Here is a 15,840-nt window from a genome sequence, read left to right on the forward strand (position 1 = left end):
GCCGACCTTACCGCCGGCAGCCCAATCACATTTCCTGTTCGGTTTCGTCTTCCGCACCCGCTGGTGCGTCTTCGGGTTCGCCGCGGCGTTTCCTGGCTTCCTTGCGCGCCCGGTTGTCCTTCGACAGTGCATCGCGGATAAGATCGTCGGTCAGAACCAGCCGCGCTTCGGCAATCGCATCGTAGGGAACACGCACCGTCGGCTCCTCGCCGTAAGCGGCCTTGTCGCGCTCGATCACCACACCGTCCGCGTCGCTTTCGGCGATCTTGCCCTTGAAGCGCTTGCGGTCGGCGACGAGGACAGACGTCTCCATCTTCACCAGATGGCCGGCCCAGGCTGCAAAGTCCGATTTGCGGACCAGCGGCCGGTCGATGCCCGGCGACGACACTTCGAGATGATAAGCCTTCTCGATCGGATCATCGACATCGAGCGCCGGCGACACCGCCCGGCTGACCTCTTCACAATCCTCGACCGTCATGGTGCCGTCCTCGCGCTCGGCCATGATCTGCAGCGTCAGCCCGTTCTGGCCCGACAGGTGCACACGTACCAAGCGGAAGCCAATGGCGCGCAGTACCGGCTGAACGATCAGCGCGATGCGCGCATCGATGCCGCTTTCGCGGATGATGCGGTCGTCGCCTTCGCTCGCCGTCACTGTCATTCGGTCCTGTCGCTCGATCCCTGTTGGTCGGCAGGTAATAAAAAAGAGCGGGACCGGGTGGACCCACTCTTCGTCATACCGACCAAGAATTTGAAGCTGATATAGACGATCGTGGTCCTCGTTTCAAGCCCGTCGTGCATGACGGCAAGGCTCCGAGTCCGCAGCGCTGCGCCAAATGCATGGCGCCCATGCAGTGATCCCCCTTTGAGCACCGGCCACGCACGACTATCTATATTGCATTGCACAATTGGAGCGCTCACTGCGCTCGAAAGGGTACGATCATGAACAATCGTGGATTTTTTTCAGCCATAGGCGATGTCTTTAGCGTGTTCGGCAGCGCCGTAGCCGCGTCGCGGGCTGTGGAAAACGGTCGCAAGCCGCGTGCGCATGATCTGCGCAATCTCGGCATGGAGCCGGCAGCCTTCGACAAGATCCGTCGCTTCTGAGCCAAGTGAGCGCCGAGAGCCTTCGGCCGCTCGCCTTTGCTCAGCTCTAATTTCCCGCTTATTTCCGCACGAAGGTCAGATAGGCGGGCCGTCGGCCTTCGCGAATGGCCTTGGCCTCATAGCGCGTCCCCGGCCAGCCATCATAGGGCCGATGCCAGTCGGCTGCTTCGTTTGCCTGCCACGTGAAGGCGCCGTGCGCCCGGCAATGCAGCAGCGTCCAGTTCACATAGCTGTCGATGTCGGACGCAAAGTGGAACTTTCCGCCGTGCTTCAGGACGCGCGCGAAGCGGTCGAGATTGACCGGGCTGACGAAGCGCCGCTTCCAGTGCTTCTTCTTCGGCCACGGATCCGGATAGAGAAGGTCAATGCCGTCAAGCGAAGCCTGCGGCAGCCAGTCCAGCAGGCGTGTGGCGTCGTCATCATAGACGCGCAGATTGGCAAGCGGCCGCTCCCGGACCGCCATCATCATCTTGGCCATGCCGTTGACGAAAGGCTCGACGCCGATAAAGCCGGTCGCCTGGCTGGCCGTAGCACGGTGCAGAAGATGTTCGCCGCCGCCAAAACCGATTTCGAGCTGGACAGCGGAAACTCCGGCTTCGAAAAGGCTGCGCAGATCGGCCGGCGGTTCAACCGTCAGATCGAGCCTGTAGGCGGCGAAGCCGCTCTCCAGCGCCGCCGCCTGCTGCGGTCGAATGGTCTTGCCGCGCCGGCGACCGAAAAAGGCCTCGGTCGCACGGCTTGGCCGCTCCTTCGGGTCCATAGGCGCCGCGGTTAGGCGGCGACTGCTTCGGCGACCGGTTCGGCGAGAGCGTCCTTGAGGGCCTTGGCGAGATCGGTCTTCTCCCAGGAGAAGGATCCATCGCGGCCGGCCTTGCGGCCAAAATGGCCGTAGGACGACGTCTTGGCATAGATCGGCTTGTTGAGATCGAGGTGGCGGCGGATGCCGGACGGCGACAGGTCCATCACGGTGCGCAGTGCACGCTCGAGCTTTGCCTCGTCGACCTTGCCGGTGCCGTGGAGGTCGACGTAGATCGACAGCGGCTGGGCGACACCGATCGCATAGGAAAGCTGGATAGTGCAGCGATCGGCGAGCTTCGCGGCAACCACGTTCTTGGCCAGATAGCGCGCCGCATAGGCGGCCGAGCGGTCGACCTTGGTGGTGTCCTTGCCGGAGAAAGCGCCGCCGCCATGGGGCGCAGCCCCACCGTAGGTGTCGACGATGATCTTGCGGCCGGTCAGCCCGGCGTCGCCGTCGGGCCCGCCGATGACGAACTTGCCGGTCGGGTTGATGTACCAGTTGCAATTGTCGGCGATCTTCAGGTCGCCCAGTGCTTCGCGAATATAGGGCTCGACGACGTTGCGCACCTTCTTCGAATCCCATGTCTCATCGAGATGCTGGGTCGACAGCACGATCTGCGTCACTTCCGCCGCTTTGCCGTCGACATAGCGGACGGTGACCTGGCTCTTGGCATCCGGCCCGAGCCTGCCTGCATCACCGCTGCCTTCATGGCGCGCAGCGGCCAGCAGTTCGAGGATCTTGTGGCTGTAATAGATCGGCGCAGGCATCAGGTCCGGGGTTTCGCGGCAGGCATAGCCAAACATGATGCCCTGGTCGCCGGCTCCCTCCTCACCTTGCCGGTCCGAGGCGTTGTCGACGCCTTGGCCGATATCCGGCGACTGGCCGTGCAGCAGGACCTCGATCTTGGCCGTCTTCCAGTGGAAGCCGGCCTGCTCGTAGCCGATTTCGCGGATTGCCTTGCGGGCGACCGACTTGAACTTGGCCGGGTTGACAATCGGATGGCCGGCCGCATCCTTCAGGACGTTGCCCTCCTTGTCCTTCTTGAGCAGCGTTTCGGGGACGCGCACCTCGCCGGCGATGACAACGCGATTGGTTGTCGCAAGCGTCTCGCAGGCAACGCGGACCTTCCACGGGTCCATGCCGGTCTTTCTGGCTTCGCGATAGACGAGATCGACAATCTCGTCGGAGATGCGGTCGCAGACCTTGTCGGGATGGCCCTCGGCAACGGATTCCGAGGTGAAGAAGTAATTGTGCCGCGTCACGGGTGTCCCCTCTTGAAAAAATATCGGCAGGCCGCCGATTTTGGCGCGCCAGTTGTTAACGGTGCCGGGCGCCGGTCGTCAAGCCATGCAGCCGTTCTGGCATGAATTTTGACGTTATTTATCTTTGCATCCCGAGACGGCGGCAGGGCGCACTGCGATCAGCCCTTGCGCCAACAGACTGAGGGAAAACGGCTTCGAGGAAGCGTGTCGAGCAAAATCGATCCGCGCTTTGGCGCATCTGCGGAATGCACATCCCTCGATGCGGGCAAGCGGGAGAAATTGCCTGCCCAGCCACGACGAACTCTACCTCTTTGAACTCTTCGCGAGCCAGTCAATCGACCTCGTCGGTGGAGAGCGACTTCACAAGCTCAATGATCTTACGGCGCACTTTCACGTCGGCGATCTTGACGAAGGCGCGATTCAGCTGGAGCCCTTCCGGGCTGCCGCAGAATTCGACGGCGGAGGTCATCGACGCATCCTCGGCAAATCCACGGTTGCCCACGGGCTCCTGACCGGGCGCATCCTCGAAAAAGAAGGCGACGGGCACGCCGAGTATGGAGGCGATTGCCTGCAAACGGCTGGCGCCAACGCGATTGGTGCCCTTTTCGTACTTTTGGATCTGCTGGAACGTTATGCCGAGGTTTTCGCCCAGTTTTTCCTGGCTCATTCCCAGCATATTGCGGCGAAGCCGGATGCGGCTTCCGACGTGGATGTCGATCGGATTCGGCTTTTTCTTGTTTTCTTCTGTCATTTTGTCCTCGCCGAATTTTTCCGGCTTTTTCTACTTTGCTGCCCAAACGACGCCGCGGCCCGTGCCCCAACAGAACGACCTTATCGACTTCGAAAATTTTCAGGCGCTTACAGTATGAGTTTCTAATGTGTCGGCTGTCAATTCGCCCGTAGCCTTTGCCTTACGTTCAAAATGCATGCCGCTACGGCGAGCAAAAACATGATCAGCATTCCGTTAATGCGTCGTTGGCTGGAGGAAACGATGGCTTGGTTGGAGATCGGCACACGCACATCGATGGCGCCGCGTGCATCGATTGCCAGCGCGTCGACGATGCGGCCGCGCGGGTCGACAACGGCCGAAATGCCGTTATTAGCCGCGCGTAACAGGGGCACCCCATTCTCCACCGCCCGGATCTGCGCCTGCCTGAAGTGCTGGTACGGCCCCGGCGTGTCGCCGAACCAGGCGTCATTGGTGACGTTCACAATAAGCTCGGCTGACGTTGCGTCAACCGCGACGAGATCGGAGAAGATGACCTCATAGCAAATAAATGGCAGCGCTCGGATACCGCCGGGCAGCGTGATCGGGTGCCGCTCATTGCCCGCCGCGAAGGTCATCGGACCGGCAACAAGCTGCTCAAGCCCGAAGCGGCCGAGCAGATCGGCGAAAGGCAGGTATTCGCCGAAGGGTACCAGGTGGACCTTGTCGACGGCATCGACGATTTCGCCCCTTTCGTCGATCGCCACCACAGAGTTGTAGTAACGGCTGCCGGCCGCCGAGCCGCCTTCCTCGCGAACGACGCCGGCAACCAGCATCTGGCCATCGCCAAGCATCTCTCCGATGGCAGGCAAGGCATCCGGACGTTCGGTGAACAGAAACGGCACCGAGGTCTCCGGCCACAGGATCAATTGCGGCCTGTAATGGCCGGGTTCCGGTGCCTTGGCCGAAAGCCCCATCATGGTGGCGAAGATGCGGTCACGCACCGAGGCATCCCATTTTTCCGTGAGATCGACGGCAGGTTGCACGATACGGACGTCGAGGCTATGGGCCACCGGTTTTTCGGGGGCGGCGAGCCGGATATAGCCGAAGCCGGCATGGGCGGCGACGAGAACGACAAGCAACGCCGCGCCGAGGCGAAGATGCTGGCGCGCCGCAAGCAGCGCCGGCAGCGCGAAGACGAAGACCGCCAGCGCGTTCATGCCGACCATGCCGGTCACCGAGACGCTCTGCATCAGCAAAGGCACCGGCATCGCCGCATAGCCGACGGCATTCCACGGAAAGCCGGTGAACAGGAAGCCGCGCAGCCATTCCGCCAGCGCAAAGCCGAGGGCGAGCGCGGCGATGCGGCCGATGTCGTTGCTCCACAACAGCCGGGCAACCACGGCAGCGAAACCGTAAAAGAAGGCCAGCGCGAGGGGGATGCCGACCACCGCGAACGGCAAGGCCCAGGCAAAGCTGTCGGCCTCGACCAGAAGCGCCGAGCCGACCCACCAGAGACCGGCAAGAAAGTAGCCGAAACCGAACCACCAGCCGACGGCGAAAGCCGGCCGCAAGCGCCGCAGAAAACCGTCCGAGGCTTCGCCGGTCGCGCCATCGAGAAGCCACACCAGCAGTGGGAACGAAACGAAGCAGACGGCGAAGAAATCGTAAGGCGCCTGGGCAAGAACCGCCAGCGCCCCGGCAAGAAACGCCACCAGCGCGCGCCGCCAGCCCCAAAGCAGAATTATCCGGCCGGCCTGGCGCTCCATCAATGCTTCCGAGTCGTGCGAATCAGGAAGCAAGATTTATCAGGCCGCGGGCTTGGCTCCAAACAAACCCTAAGCCTGCTCGGTGCGGACGGCGCGGCGCCGCCGCTCGCCCTTCAAGGTCTCGACGATGCGTACGCGCTTGACGCGGCGCGGATCGGCGTCGAGCACATGGAACTCGAAGCCGGGTATGGCCTGCACCACTTCGCCGCGCGCCGGCACCCGGCCAAGCGTATTGAAGATCATGCCGCCGATCGTGTCGACATATTCGCCGTGCTCGCCGGCGGCGAAATCCTCGCCGATCATCTTGGCGACGTCGTCGATCTCGGCCTTGCCGTCGACGATGAAGACGCCTTCGCCGGCCTGTGTAATCATCGGCTCGTCCTCGTCGTGCTCGTCCTCGATGTCGCCGACCACCATCTCGACGATATCCTCGAGCGAGACGAGACCGTCGGTGCCGCCATATTCGTCGATGACCAGCGCCATCTGGGTGCGCGTCGTCTGCATCCGTCCCATCAGGTCAGAGGCGAGCATCGACGGCGGCACGAACAGCACCGGTCGGATCAGGTTGAGATCGCCGATGGTGCGCGCCAGATCGACCTGGGCGAGATCGAGAACCGTCGCGACCGGGGTTTTCCTGGTCGTCCTGCCCTTTCTGACGCGGGCGACCTTGGTGATATGCGCCAGCACGTCGCGGATATGAACCATGCCGCGCGGGTCGTCGAGCGTCTCCGAATAAACCGGCATGCGGGAGTGGCCGGACTGTTCGAACAGCCCCAGAAGATCGCCGAGCTTCGTCGTGATCTCGACCGCCTCGATGTCGGCGCGCGGCACCATGACGTCCTCGACCCGCACTTCGCGCAGGCGCAGGATGTTATTGAGCATGGCGCGTTCGCCGGGCGAGAAGGATTCTGCATCGCTCGCCGTTTCGGCAAGCGCACCGGCAATTTCCTCGCGCAGGCTGGTGCCGTTGCGATGCCTGAAAAGCCCGAGCACGCGATCGAACAGGGAAGGACCGGCAGGCGATGCCTCGGTGGCGAAGCTGCCGGTCGTGGTACTCGGACTCGAGCCCTCTTCCGTCGTTTCGGAAGGCTTGATCACACTGCCGGCGTCGGAGCGGGCGGCAGTCTCTGGTTTGTCGTTCATCATCGTCCGGTCAATTGGTCTTTTGTAATTACGTGTAGGGATCGGGAATGGCAAGCCTCGCAAGTGCTGCGCGCTCTGTCGCTTCCATCAGATCCGCTTCGGCATCCGTTTCGTGATCATAGCCCAGCAAATGCAGCAGGCCATGGATGACGAGATGGGAGATATGGTCCTCGACGGGCTTGTCTTCCAGTGCCGCCTCGCGCGCGACAGTCTCGGCGGCCAGCACGATGTCGCCGAGCATCGGCGGCAGAGGCCCGCCCCTGGTAAAGGGAAAAGCCGGAAAAGACAGGACGTTGGTCGGCTTGTCCTTGCCGCGCCAGCCGGCATTGAGCGTACGGATATGGGCATCGTCGGAGAAGACGATGCTGAGCTCGGAACGGCCGTCCGCACCGGTTTCGACAAAGGCGGCCGATACGGCGTGGTCGACCAGCCGCGTCAGCGTCGTCTCGTCGGGCCAGTCGCCCGCCTCTATGGCGATATCGATCTCGACGGGAAGCGGCCCTCCCGCCTTTTGCTCCTCAGCCATGCGGCCGCATAATCATATCAGCTTTCGACACCTAAGCCCCTGGCCAGCTTGCCGTCACGGTCGTAGGCCTTGACGATCTCGGCGACCAGCGGATGTCTGACGACGTCGCCTTCATTGAAGCGGACCGTCACCATGCCGGTAACGCCGTCGAGAATTCTCAGCGCCTCGACCAGGCCGGACTTGGTGTTCGGCGGCAGATCGATCTGGGTCGGATCACCGGTGACGATCATGCGCGAGTTCTCGCCGAGCCGGGTCAGGAACATCTTCATCTGCATCGGCGTGGTGTTCTGCGCCTCGTCGAGGATGACGGCGGCATGCGCCAGCGTACGGCCGCGCATGAACGCCAGCGGCGCGATCTCGATGACCTCGGCGGCAATCGCCCGCTCGACCTTGTCGGCCGGCATCATGTCGTAGAGCGCGTCATAGAGCGGCCGCAGATAGGGATCGACCTTCTCCTTCATGTCGCCCGGCAGAAAGCCAAGCCGTTCGCCGGCCTCGACCGCGGGGCGCGACAGCACAATGCGTTCGACCATGCCGCGTTCGAGCAGCATTGCCGCGTGCGCCACCGCCAGGTAGGTCTTTCCGGTGCCGGCCGGGCCGATGCCGAAGACGAGTTCCGACCGCTCCAGCGCGCGCATATAGGCGTCCTGGTTCAGCGAGCGGGCATAGATGGTCTTCTTGCGTGTCGATATCTGGGCGGCGGACACCTTGCCCTTGCGCTCCAGCGTCGGCAGCGTCAGCTGGTCGTCGGTGGCGATCGCCATGCGCACCGCACCGTCGACATCGGACTGGCCGATATCAGTGCCTTTCTGCAGAATGCCGTAAAGATTGTCCAAGGCGCGGCGTGCCTGCTCGGCGGCCGAGGAAGAGCCCTTGATGGTCAATTGGTTGCCACGCGAGCGGATGTCGACGCCGAGCTTCTGCTCGAGCCTGGCCAGATTCTCGTCGAACTGGCCGTAAAGGGCGCTGGCAAGCTTGTTATTGTCGAAAGTCAGTACGATGTGCGCCATATCCGAGGCCCCGGAGGGTAGATTCTGGGGCAGGTTCTTGACTTCAGCAGCGCTCAACCGTCTCTCCTCATCTGCCGAGGCCTTCAGGCCAATTCGGCGAACAGGCTGTTGTAGCCTGTCTTCGTGATTCGTACCCGGATAATGTCACCGATTTCGCCAGCCTTTTCATCAACAATAACCGGCTGCAGCCACGGCGAGCGGCCAACCTTCTGGCCGGCTTGGCGGCCCGGCTTTTCGATCAGCGTGTCGATGGTCTTGCCGACCAGGCTTGCGCCGAAATGCTGCTGCTGTTTCAGAAGCAGCGCTTGCAATCGCTGCAGGCGCTCGTCCTTGACGGCCTCCGGCACCTGATCGTTCATTTCGGCGCCCGGCGTGCCGGGCCGCGGAGAGTATTTGAACGAGAAGGCCGAGGCATAGTTGACGTCTTCCACCAACTGCATCGTCGCCTCGAAATCCGCTTCCGTCTCACCGGGAAAGCCGACGATAAAATCGCCGGACAGTGCGATGTCGTTCCGCGCGGCACGGATGCGGTCGATCAACGTCAGGTAGTCCTTGGCCATATGCCTGCGGTTCATCGCCTTGAGTATGCGGTCGGAGCCGGATTGCACCGGTAAATGTAGATAGGGCATCAGCGCAGGCAAATCACGATGGGCGGCGATCAATTCATCGTCCATGTCGCGCGGATGGCTGGTCGTGTAGCGCAGCCGCGCCAGACCTGGAATCTCTGCGAGCCTGAACAGCAGCCGGCCAAGGCCCCATTCCTCGCTGTCTTCGCCTCTTCCATGCCAGGCGTTGACGTTCTGGCCGAGCAGCGTCACCTCGCGCACGCCGGCATCCGCCAGGCGCTCGGCCTCGGCGACGATCTGTGCCACCGGCCGCGAGACTTCCGAGCCGCGCGTATAGGGCACGACACAGAAGGTGCAGAATTTGTCGCAGCCTTCCTGAACGGTCAAGAACGCCGTCACGCCGCGCCTGATCAGTTCGGCGCGCTTGGGCTGCGGCAGATGTTCGAACTTGTCCTCGACGGCATAGTCGGTCTCGACGATCTTTTCTCCGCTCCGCGCCTTCGCCAGCACAGCGGGCAGCCGGTGGTAGGTCTGCGGGCCGATGACCAGATCGACCGCCGGCGAGCGACGGATGATCTCGGCACCCTCGGCCTGCGCCACGCAGCCGGCGACGCCGACCAGCATTTCGCGCCCGGCCTTGGCACGTTCCGCCTTCAACTCCCGGATGCGCCCAAGTTCGGAATAGACCTTTTCCGCCGCTTTCTCACGGATGTGGCAGGTGTTGAGCAGCACCAGATCGGCCTCGCCAATGGCGTCTGTCGCGGCATAGCCGTCGGTCGCCAGAGCATCGGTCATGCGCTGCGAATCGTAGACGTTCATCTGGCAGCCATAGGTCTTGACGAAGACCTTCCTGGTCGCGGCAGGCGGAACGACCAGGTCTTCGGCGGCAGCGCCGATGTCGTCGCGTTCTATCGTGTTCAATTCCATTTCGCGGCTTCTAGCGCCTTTCCCTGACAAAAAACAGACGAATCTGGCCGGTACCGCGCAGACTACCGGCTCGGGCGCGGTTCGGCGAGCGCCGCCTGCACCATCTCGCGCACCTGGCGTTCCATCTGCTTTGCCGTCTCCTTGCGGCTGGAGCCCTTGGAGAAAGCAATCGCTTCGCCAAAATGCACCTCGACGTCGAGAGCGCCCTCGGCCATCAGCACCCTGAGGTGCGGCATCAGTTCCTCATCGCCGATCCAGGCGGCAACCGGCCGATGCCGGCGGCCGAGTGGCACGCCATGCAGGCGCGTATAAACGATCGCCACCGGCTGGATGAAGACCTGTTCGGCCGCCCCTTCAGCAATCGCCATCGTAGCGGCGCCGAACAGTGTGCTCTTGAACGGCAGGATCATGTTGCCGTCGCCGGTTGAGCCTTCGGCGAACAGCACCATGGCGTCCCCCTTGGCCATCCGGCGGGCGATCTCGCTCGCCTGGTCGCCCGACGAACGTTTGCGCTCACGTTCGATGAAGACGGTGCGTTGCAGTTTCGAGAGCATGCCGATCAGCGGCCAGCCGGCCATATCGGCCCTGGCGATGAACGTCACGTCGACCATCGATCCCAGCACCATGATGTCGGTCCAGGAGATGTGGTTGGCAGCAATCAGCAATGGGCGTTGGCCGGATAGCGCGCCTTTGACATGGATGCGCAGCCCGAGCGCCCTGATGATCATCCTGTGCCAGATCTTCAGGATGAAGGTCTCGCGCCAGAGCCCGGTCTTCATCGACAAGACCTGCAGCGGCACAAGCACCAATGAGCCGACGACAACCAGCCCCAGCGCCAGGAAAATCCTGATTTTTCCTATCATCCGCACCACCCCGGCGTTTGGCTAGCGAAGATCGCGGCGCATGACAAGCGCGCCGGTCGGGCCGTGCTCCGGCGACTTGTAATAGTTGGCGCGCTTGCCGACCTCGCGGAAGCCGAGCCGCCGGTAGAGCGCGATCGCGGCGACGTTGGTCTCGTCGACCTCAAGGAAAAGCGCCTCGGCGCGCTGTGCGTGCAGTTCACGCAGCACCGCATCCATCAACTGCCAGCCGAGCCCCCGGCGCCGGTGCGAGCGTGCCACCGCGACCGTCAGGACCTCCCCCTCGCCGGCGGCCAGCCGCGCCAGCACGAAGCCGACCGGCGGCTTGGCACCCTGTCCGGTCTCGCGCGCGGCATAGCCGAACACCGTATCCTGCTCGAGCAGCGCGGCGAATTCGTCGTCGGTCCACGGCCGCGCGAAATCCTCGCGATGCAGCACCGACATGGCCGCGCTGTCGGCAACCGTCAGCGGCTCGAGCGCATAGTCCCTGCGACGCGGCTGGAGGAAGGGAATGCGCATCAGTTTTTTTGCCTCGACAAAACAAAGCCGGCCTGCGGCTTGGCGTCGGCACCCCGCAGATAGAGCGGTTTCGGCTTTTCGCCCTCGCCGTGTTTACCGGCACCTTGGGCCGCGGCCAGCCGGGCATAGACGCCGATGTCGGCGGTGGCCGCCGTCTCGCCGAGATCGAAGCTGCGTCCGGCCGCCGCGGCAATTTGGGTTGCCGCCGTGCCCGCCAGAACCGGAGAGATGTCGATCGCCATGGCTGCGGCTTGCGAGAGCGTGGCCACAGCCGGACCATAGATCAGAACCGACCTCTCATCGTAAAGTGCCGCATGGATCTCCTCGCGGCCTGCATCGAGCGCTGCGAGCACGGCGCGGCGGGGAAATATCGCTGCGGTCTCTGCCGCCAGTGCCTCCAGAGTCGTCACGCCGATCGCCGGGATTTTCAGCGCCAGCGCCAGGCCGCGCGCCGCCGAGACGCCGACTCGCAGACCAGTGAAGGAGCCCGGACCCGTCGAAACGGCAATGGCGCCGAGGCCGGAATAGTCGGTTCTGCTGGTCCCCAACGCCTTTTCGATGACACCCATCAGATGCTCGGCATGACCCTTACCGAGATCGAGCACCGAACGGCCGAGTTCTTTCCCGGCCGCCGCGTCGTAGACGCAGGCGGCGCAGAGATTGGCGGCACAGTCGATGGCAAGCAATTTCATGAAGCGGCCGGTTGAGACAGGTTTGAAAACAGCTTCCCTCTGCCCGCCAGGGCTGATCCCTGCAAGGGAATAATGGATAAATCGTCAGGCGACTTGGCTTCGGCGCGCGTCCAAGAATGTAAGTTCCAACGCACGCAATCGCCACAATGGGTATCGGGACTAGCCGACCTGCTCGATACGCAGCACGTGATTGTCCCAGACATAGTCCGGCTCGGAACGTATCGAGCCACCGGACTCGACGATATCGCCGGCGCCGGTCGTCGCCATGAAGCTTTCCCCATCGGGCGCAACGCCGCAAACCTCGACCAGCACTTTGGTGGCGACGATGCGGCCGCTGGCCGTGTCGATCACGGCAAGCGAATTCCCCTCAGGCGAAGACACGGCGACGGTGCCGGCGGCAGGGTTGGCGGCGACCGAGCCGATATAGTTCCTGAAGCCGGAGAGCACGTCCTGCGGCATATCGAGCAATTGCAACTCCTTGCCGCGCGGCGCGCGGCCGAGCAGTGGGGGACGATTGTTACCCGGCCCCCTGTACTGACAGCCGAACCAGACGGTGCCGGACCGGTCGGCATCCATATGGCGGATCGACAGTTGGTGTAGCGCCGGCGGCAATTCGTGCTTTTCGGTGAGATCGCCGGTAAGGCGGTCGACCAGAACATAGGAAGGCTTCATCGTTGCGATATTGAGCTCGGCGCGGCCATAATCCGGATGCGTCTCGATGCCGCCATTGGCGACAGCGATTGTCCTGCCGTCGGAGAGAAGCAGAAGTTCGTGCGGCCCCATGCCGTAGGTCGGGAACTCGCCGATACGCTTGAATTTCGCATGCGCGTCATAGACGCCGACGACGCCGGCGGCATTGTCGAAATCGTTCTCGGTTGCGTAGAGCAGCGTGCCATCGGCCGAAAACACGCCATGGCCGAAGAAATGCCGGCCGGCAACGCTGGCAATGGTGTGCGGTTCATCGCGGCCGGTATGGTCGAAGACGACAGCAAAGGTGCCCGGCTGCCTGGCAAACACCACCGAACGCTTAGACACCGGGTCGAAGGTAACGTCGTGGCCCCGATCGGGCAGATCGATCGTGTGCAACAACTTGCCGGCCTCGGACAGGACGGCCGCGCCATAGCTGCCGTCGCGCTTGACGAAAGCCGTGGCGAAGACCGCGTCGGCGTCGAGTGTATTTGCCCAGGCCGACGGCGCCATCGCCGCCACGAAACCAGCGCCCGCGGCCCTCAGGAAATCGCGCCGATCGATCAGCGGCGTCTTCATGATCAGTCGCCATCCAGTGACGAGAACCCGGCGGTCAGGCCGAATTCGGCGGTCAGCCTGGTGCCGATCAGGGCCGTCAGGCTGGATGTCACCAGTGCGAAGTAGTCGAGCTTCTGGCGCAACGTCGGATCGGCTAGTGCCTTGTCGATCGGACCCCTGATCGCCTTGGCGGCCTCGTTCCCGTTGGTGAATTGGATGTGGACCGATTCCGCCATCCAGCGTGCATCAGGCGGCAGCGCATCGCCAAGGTGGGAGGCCTGGAACAGCGCATCCATGCCCGCCAGATTGCCGGTCAGCGAGCGTGCGGTGTTCTGCGAGCGCCAATAAATCGCCTGTTTCGGTTTGTCGGCCTCCGGCTTGGCGCCCAGGAAGCCTTTCAGGCGCACGTTGCGAACCATTTCCAACTCGTTGATGAAGACGCCGACCAGTTCGGTCACCGCTTCAGTGCCGTCGTGATAGAGCGCGTTCTGCGGACCGGGATTGGCCCAGAGCGCGGCAAAGCCGTCGGGCTTGTTCCAGGCCTCGCCGACCTCGCCGGCAATCGTCTCGACATTGCCGGCAATGGCTGCACCATAGGCGCAGCGATAGGCGTCGCCCTTGCCGGCCAATTGACCGGCCCCATCGCCGTAGAGCACGAACTCCAATGCGCCGAGCCCTTGCATGGCGACACTCTTTGTCGCCAGTTGGGCCGGATCGGCGGCCGCCGGATCGTTGCCGGCCAGTGCTGCCTGCACCTGCTTCAGGCCGATGCTCTTGCGGTCCGGCCAAAACAGCATGCGCTCAAGCCGGTTGTTTTCGGCGATCGGCCCGAAACGGATGATTTCCACCACCGACCAGGCATCCACGACGCCTGAGAATTCGGCGCGTGCCGCATCGAGAGTATCTTGCGAAGGCGCCTGGCAAAGCGCGTGCATGGTCTTGGCCAAGCTGTCCGCATGGTCATGCAGCCTGGCATAGGCCGGGCGGACGAAGCCGTCGATCGCCCGCTGGATCACATCCGAAGCCTTCACTGCGGCGGATGCCGACAGCGCATCGGCGAGGACCAGCATCAGCGCGAGTGCAAGACGCTTCCGCATCAGAGCGACTCCAGAAACTTGATCAGCGCGGCGCGTTCGGCCGCATTGGCAGCGGCAAAGCGGTCACGCGCTTTCTGGCCCTCGCCGCCATGCCACAGGATTGCCTCTGCCAGGCTGCGTGCGCGCCCGTCATGCAGGAAGAAGGTGTTGCCGCTGACGGTCTGGGTGAGCCCGATGCCCCACAGCGGCGGCGTGCGCCATTCGCTTCCCCTGGCCTCGCCCACCGCCTGTCCGTCGGCAAGGCCGGGTCCCATGTCATGCAGCAGGAAATCGGAATAAGGCCAGATCAGCTGGAAGGCCTGCGCTTTGTTCGGGGTGCCGCGACGGGTGACGAATTTCGGCGTATGGCAGGAGATGCAGCCCATATCGTAGAACAGTTTTTTGCCGGCGAGCACGTCCGGTCTGTCGAGATCGCGCCGAGCCGGCACGGCAAGGTTTTGCGAATAGAAGGTCACGAGGTCCATGACCGGCGGCGGCGCTTCGACCGGACCGAGGCGCTCCTGCACACCGTTGGGTAGGGCAAGGCAGGTCTTTTCTGCGGCGCTGCAATCGCCCCAGTGCCTCGGCACCTCAGGCGTCGAAATGCCGATATCGCCGGCAAAAGCGTCCGCCGATTGCTGACGGATCGAAGCCGCCTGCGCCTTCCAGCCGAAACGGCCGAGCGTCAGTTCACCGCTGCTGCCGTCGCGTATTATGTTGGGCCTGCCGGAAATCCCGTCACCATCGCGGTCGGTCGCATCGGCATGCGCAAGGATGTCGGCAGGAGCGATCTGCTCGACCAGGCCAAGGCCGATCATCGGCGGTGTCATGCGCGGCGACAGCGTGGTGTGCGGATCGAGCGGCCCGTAGGCGAGACCCTCGACCGAATAGCTCGGCTTGCGCAGCGACACGACGCTGCCGTCCGCCAGTTTTACTTTTTGCTCCTGATAATCGACATGCATCCTGCCTTCGCCCTGCAGGCCGGGAACGGCTAGCTCCTGAAGTTGTGTGCCATAGACCGGGTCGGGAAAGTTGAGCACCTTGTGATCGGCGAGCGCGGCTTTCTCCTCCTCGGTACTGGCTTCCCTTGCCAGGCGCAGGAACATCGAGGTGGTGCCGCTGTCGCCTTCGGGCGGATGGCCGCGGCCGTCCTTCAGATGACAGTTTTGGCAGGCGCGCTCGTTGAACAGCGGACCGAGCCCATCCGAGGCTTGTGTCGAGGATGGCGACGACACCCAGTTCTTGCGGAAAATGGCATTGCCGAGCTTGAAGGTACCCTCTTCCTCGAAGCCGATGTTGGCGGAGGATTGCGAGAAGGCATCCTTGTTGACGTCCTTCTTCGAGGTGCCGGCGCCGCCCTGCATCAATTCGAATTGCTCGGGCTTGGAGAAATCGCTGGTCGGCCTGGTGATCGCGATGACGCGCGCCAGATCCTTCGGCGTCAGATCGGTGCGGCTGGTGGCAAGCCCCGCCGGTTGCGGCGCTCCGGCCAGCGCCGAGGCTGTGAGCGTCGCCACCACGGCAAGAAAAGGGCCGCGAAGGATCCCGTACCGCGGCTTCTTCTGAGGCGGCAGGCCGCAATCTTCGGCCGGCAAGCGGCGCAAGAAATCTAGGGGGCGCCGCATTCCGGCATGTC

At 63.3% G+C, this 15,840-nt stretch carries 16 protein-coding genes; 1 reads left to right on the forward strand and 15 read right to left on the reverse strand.

Translation table 11 applies throughout. The features are described from left to right. Positions 1-25: 25 nt before the first annotated feature. Entirely contained in the window at positions 26-658 is a 633-nt protein-coding gene (gene rimP / locus NKJ12_RS09340) for a ribosome maturation factor RimP (RefSeq protein ID WP_254816265.1), read from the reverse strand. 281 nt (positions 659-939) lie between these two features. Between rimP and NKJ12_RS09345 the strand changes: the two genes are divergently transcribed. Further along, positions 940-1,104: a hypothetical protein gene (locus NKJ12_RS09345; protein WP_254816264.1), complete on the forward strand. Its 165-nt coding sequence runs from the start codon at positions 940-942 to the stop codon at positions 1,102-1,104. A gap of 58 nt (positions 1,105-1,162) precedes the next feature. On the opposite strand, the gene trmB is transcribed toward NKJ12_RS09345, so the two are convergent. From trmB to NKJ12_RS09415, 14 genes are all read right to left on the reverse strand, one after another. Then, positions 1,163-1,864: a tRNA (guanine(46)-N(7))-methyltransferase TrmB gene (gene trmB / locus NKJ12_RS09350; protein ID WP_352702334.1), complete on the reverse strand. Its 702-nt coding sequence runs from the start codon at positions 1,862-1,864 to the stop codon at positions 1,163-1,165. An 11-nt stretch (positions 1,865-1,875) separates the two neighbouring features. Beyond that, positions 1,876-3,165 carry a methionine adenosyltransferase gene (gene metK, locus NKJ12_RS09355; RefSeq protein ID WP_023719567.1) on the reverse strand — a complete coding sequence of 430 codons (1,290 nt, stop codon included), beginning with the start codon at positions 3,163-3,165 and terminating at the stop codon, positions 1,876-1,878. Between the two features lie 331 nt (positions 3,166-3,496). Beyond that, a complete protein-coding gene (locus NKJ12_RS09360; RefSeq protein WP_023676895.1) occupies positions 3,497-3,916 on the reverse strand; it encodes a helix-turn-helix domain-containing protein in 420 nt (139 codons plus the stop codon). A 137-nt stretch (positions 3,917-4,053) separates the two neighbouring features. Next, positions 4,054-5,640, reverse strand: a complete 1,587-nt coding sequence (gene lnt / locus NKJ12_RS09365; RefSeq protein WP_352702337.1) for an apolipoprotein N-acyltransferase — start codon at positions 5,638-5,640, stop codon at positions 4,054-4,056. Between the two features lie 69 nt (positions 5,641-5,709). Then, positions 5,710-6,783, reverse strand: coding sequence for a hemolysin family protein (locus NKJ12_RS09370; protein WP_352702339.1), 1,074 nt, complete (start codon positions 6,781-6,783; stop codon positions 5,710-5,712). 28 nt (positions 6,784-6,811) lie between these two features. Continuing rightward, the gene (ybeY, locus tag NKJ12_RS09375; protein WP_352506137.1) at positions 6,812-7,309 is read right to left on the reverse strand and encodes an rRNA maturation RNase YbeY; all 498 of its coding nucleotides are present in this window, start codon (positions 7,307-7,309) and stop codon (positions 6,812-6,814) included. A 17-nt stretch (positions 7,310-7,326) separates the two neighbouring features. Beyond that, positions 7,327-8,319, reverse strand: a complete 993-nt coding sequence (locus NKJ12_RS09380; RefSeq protein ID WP_352464821.1) for a PhoH family protein — start codon at positions 8,317-8,319, stop codon at positions 7,327-7,329. 83 nt (positions 8,320-8,402) lie between these two features. Further along, positions 8,403-9,812, reverse strand: a complete 1,410-nt coding sequence (gene miaB / locus NKJ12_RS09385) for a tRNA (N6-isopentenyl adenosine(37)-C2)-methylthiotransferase MiaB (RefSeq protein WP_352702341.1) — start codon at positions 9,810-9,812, stop codon at positions 8,403-8,405. Between the two features lie 62 nt (positions 9,813-9,874). Then, entirely contained in the window at positions 9,875-10,675 is an 801-nt protein-coding gene (gene olsA / locus NKJ12_RS09390) for a lyso-ornithine lipid O-acyltransferase (RefSeq protein ID WP_352702343.1), read from the reverse strand. Between the two features lie 21 nt (positions 10,676-10,696). Further along, complete coding sequence (rimI, locus tag NKJ12_RS09395) at positions 10,697-11,191, reverse strand: ribosomal protein S18-alanine N-acetyltransferase (RefSeq protein ID WP_352702345.1); 495 nt, start codon at positions 11,189-11,191, stop codon at positions 10,697-10,699. Then, positions 11,191-11,883: a tRNA (adenosine(37)-N6)-threonylcarbamoyltransferase complex dimerization subunit type 1 TsaB gene (tsaB, locus tag NKJ12_RS09400; protein WP_352702347.1), complete on the reverse strand. Its 693-nt coding sequence runs from the start codon at positions 11,881-11,883 to the stop codon at positions 11,191-11,193. Before tsaB ends, rimI begins: the two co-directional genes overlap by 1 nt. Positions 11,884-12,042: 159 nt before the next feature. Further along, on the reverse strand, positions 12,043-13,149 hold the full coding sequence (locus NKJ12_RS09405; RefSeq protein WP_352702349.1) for a DUF1513 domain-containing protein: 1,107 nt from the start codon (positions 13,147-13,149) through the stop codon (positions 12,043-12,045). A 2-nt stretch (positions 13,150-13,151) separates the two neighbouring features. Next, on the reverse strand, positions 13,152-14,225 hold the full coding sequence (locus NKJ12_RS09410) for an imelysin family protein (protein WP_352702350.1): 1,074 nt from the start codon (positions 14,223-14,225) through the stop codon (positions 13,152-13,154). After that, positions 14,225-15,829: a di-heme oxidoreductase family protein gene (locus NKJ12_RS09415; protein ID WP_352702351.1), complete on the reverse strand. Its 1,605-nt coding sequence runs from the start codon at positions 15,827-15,829 to the stop codon at positions 14,225-14,227. The genes NKJ12_RS09410 and NKJ12_RS09415 overlap by 1 nt, the downstream gene beginning before the upstream one ends. Positions 15,830-15,840 lie beyond the last annotated feature (11 nt).

This window comes from Mesorhizobium sp. M0195 (assembly GCF_040322115.1).
Lineage (GTDB): Bacteria > Pseudomonadota > Alphaproteobacteria > Rhizobiales > Rhizobiaceae > Mesorhizobium.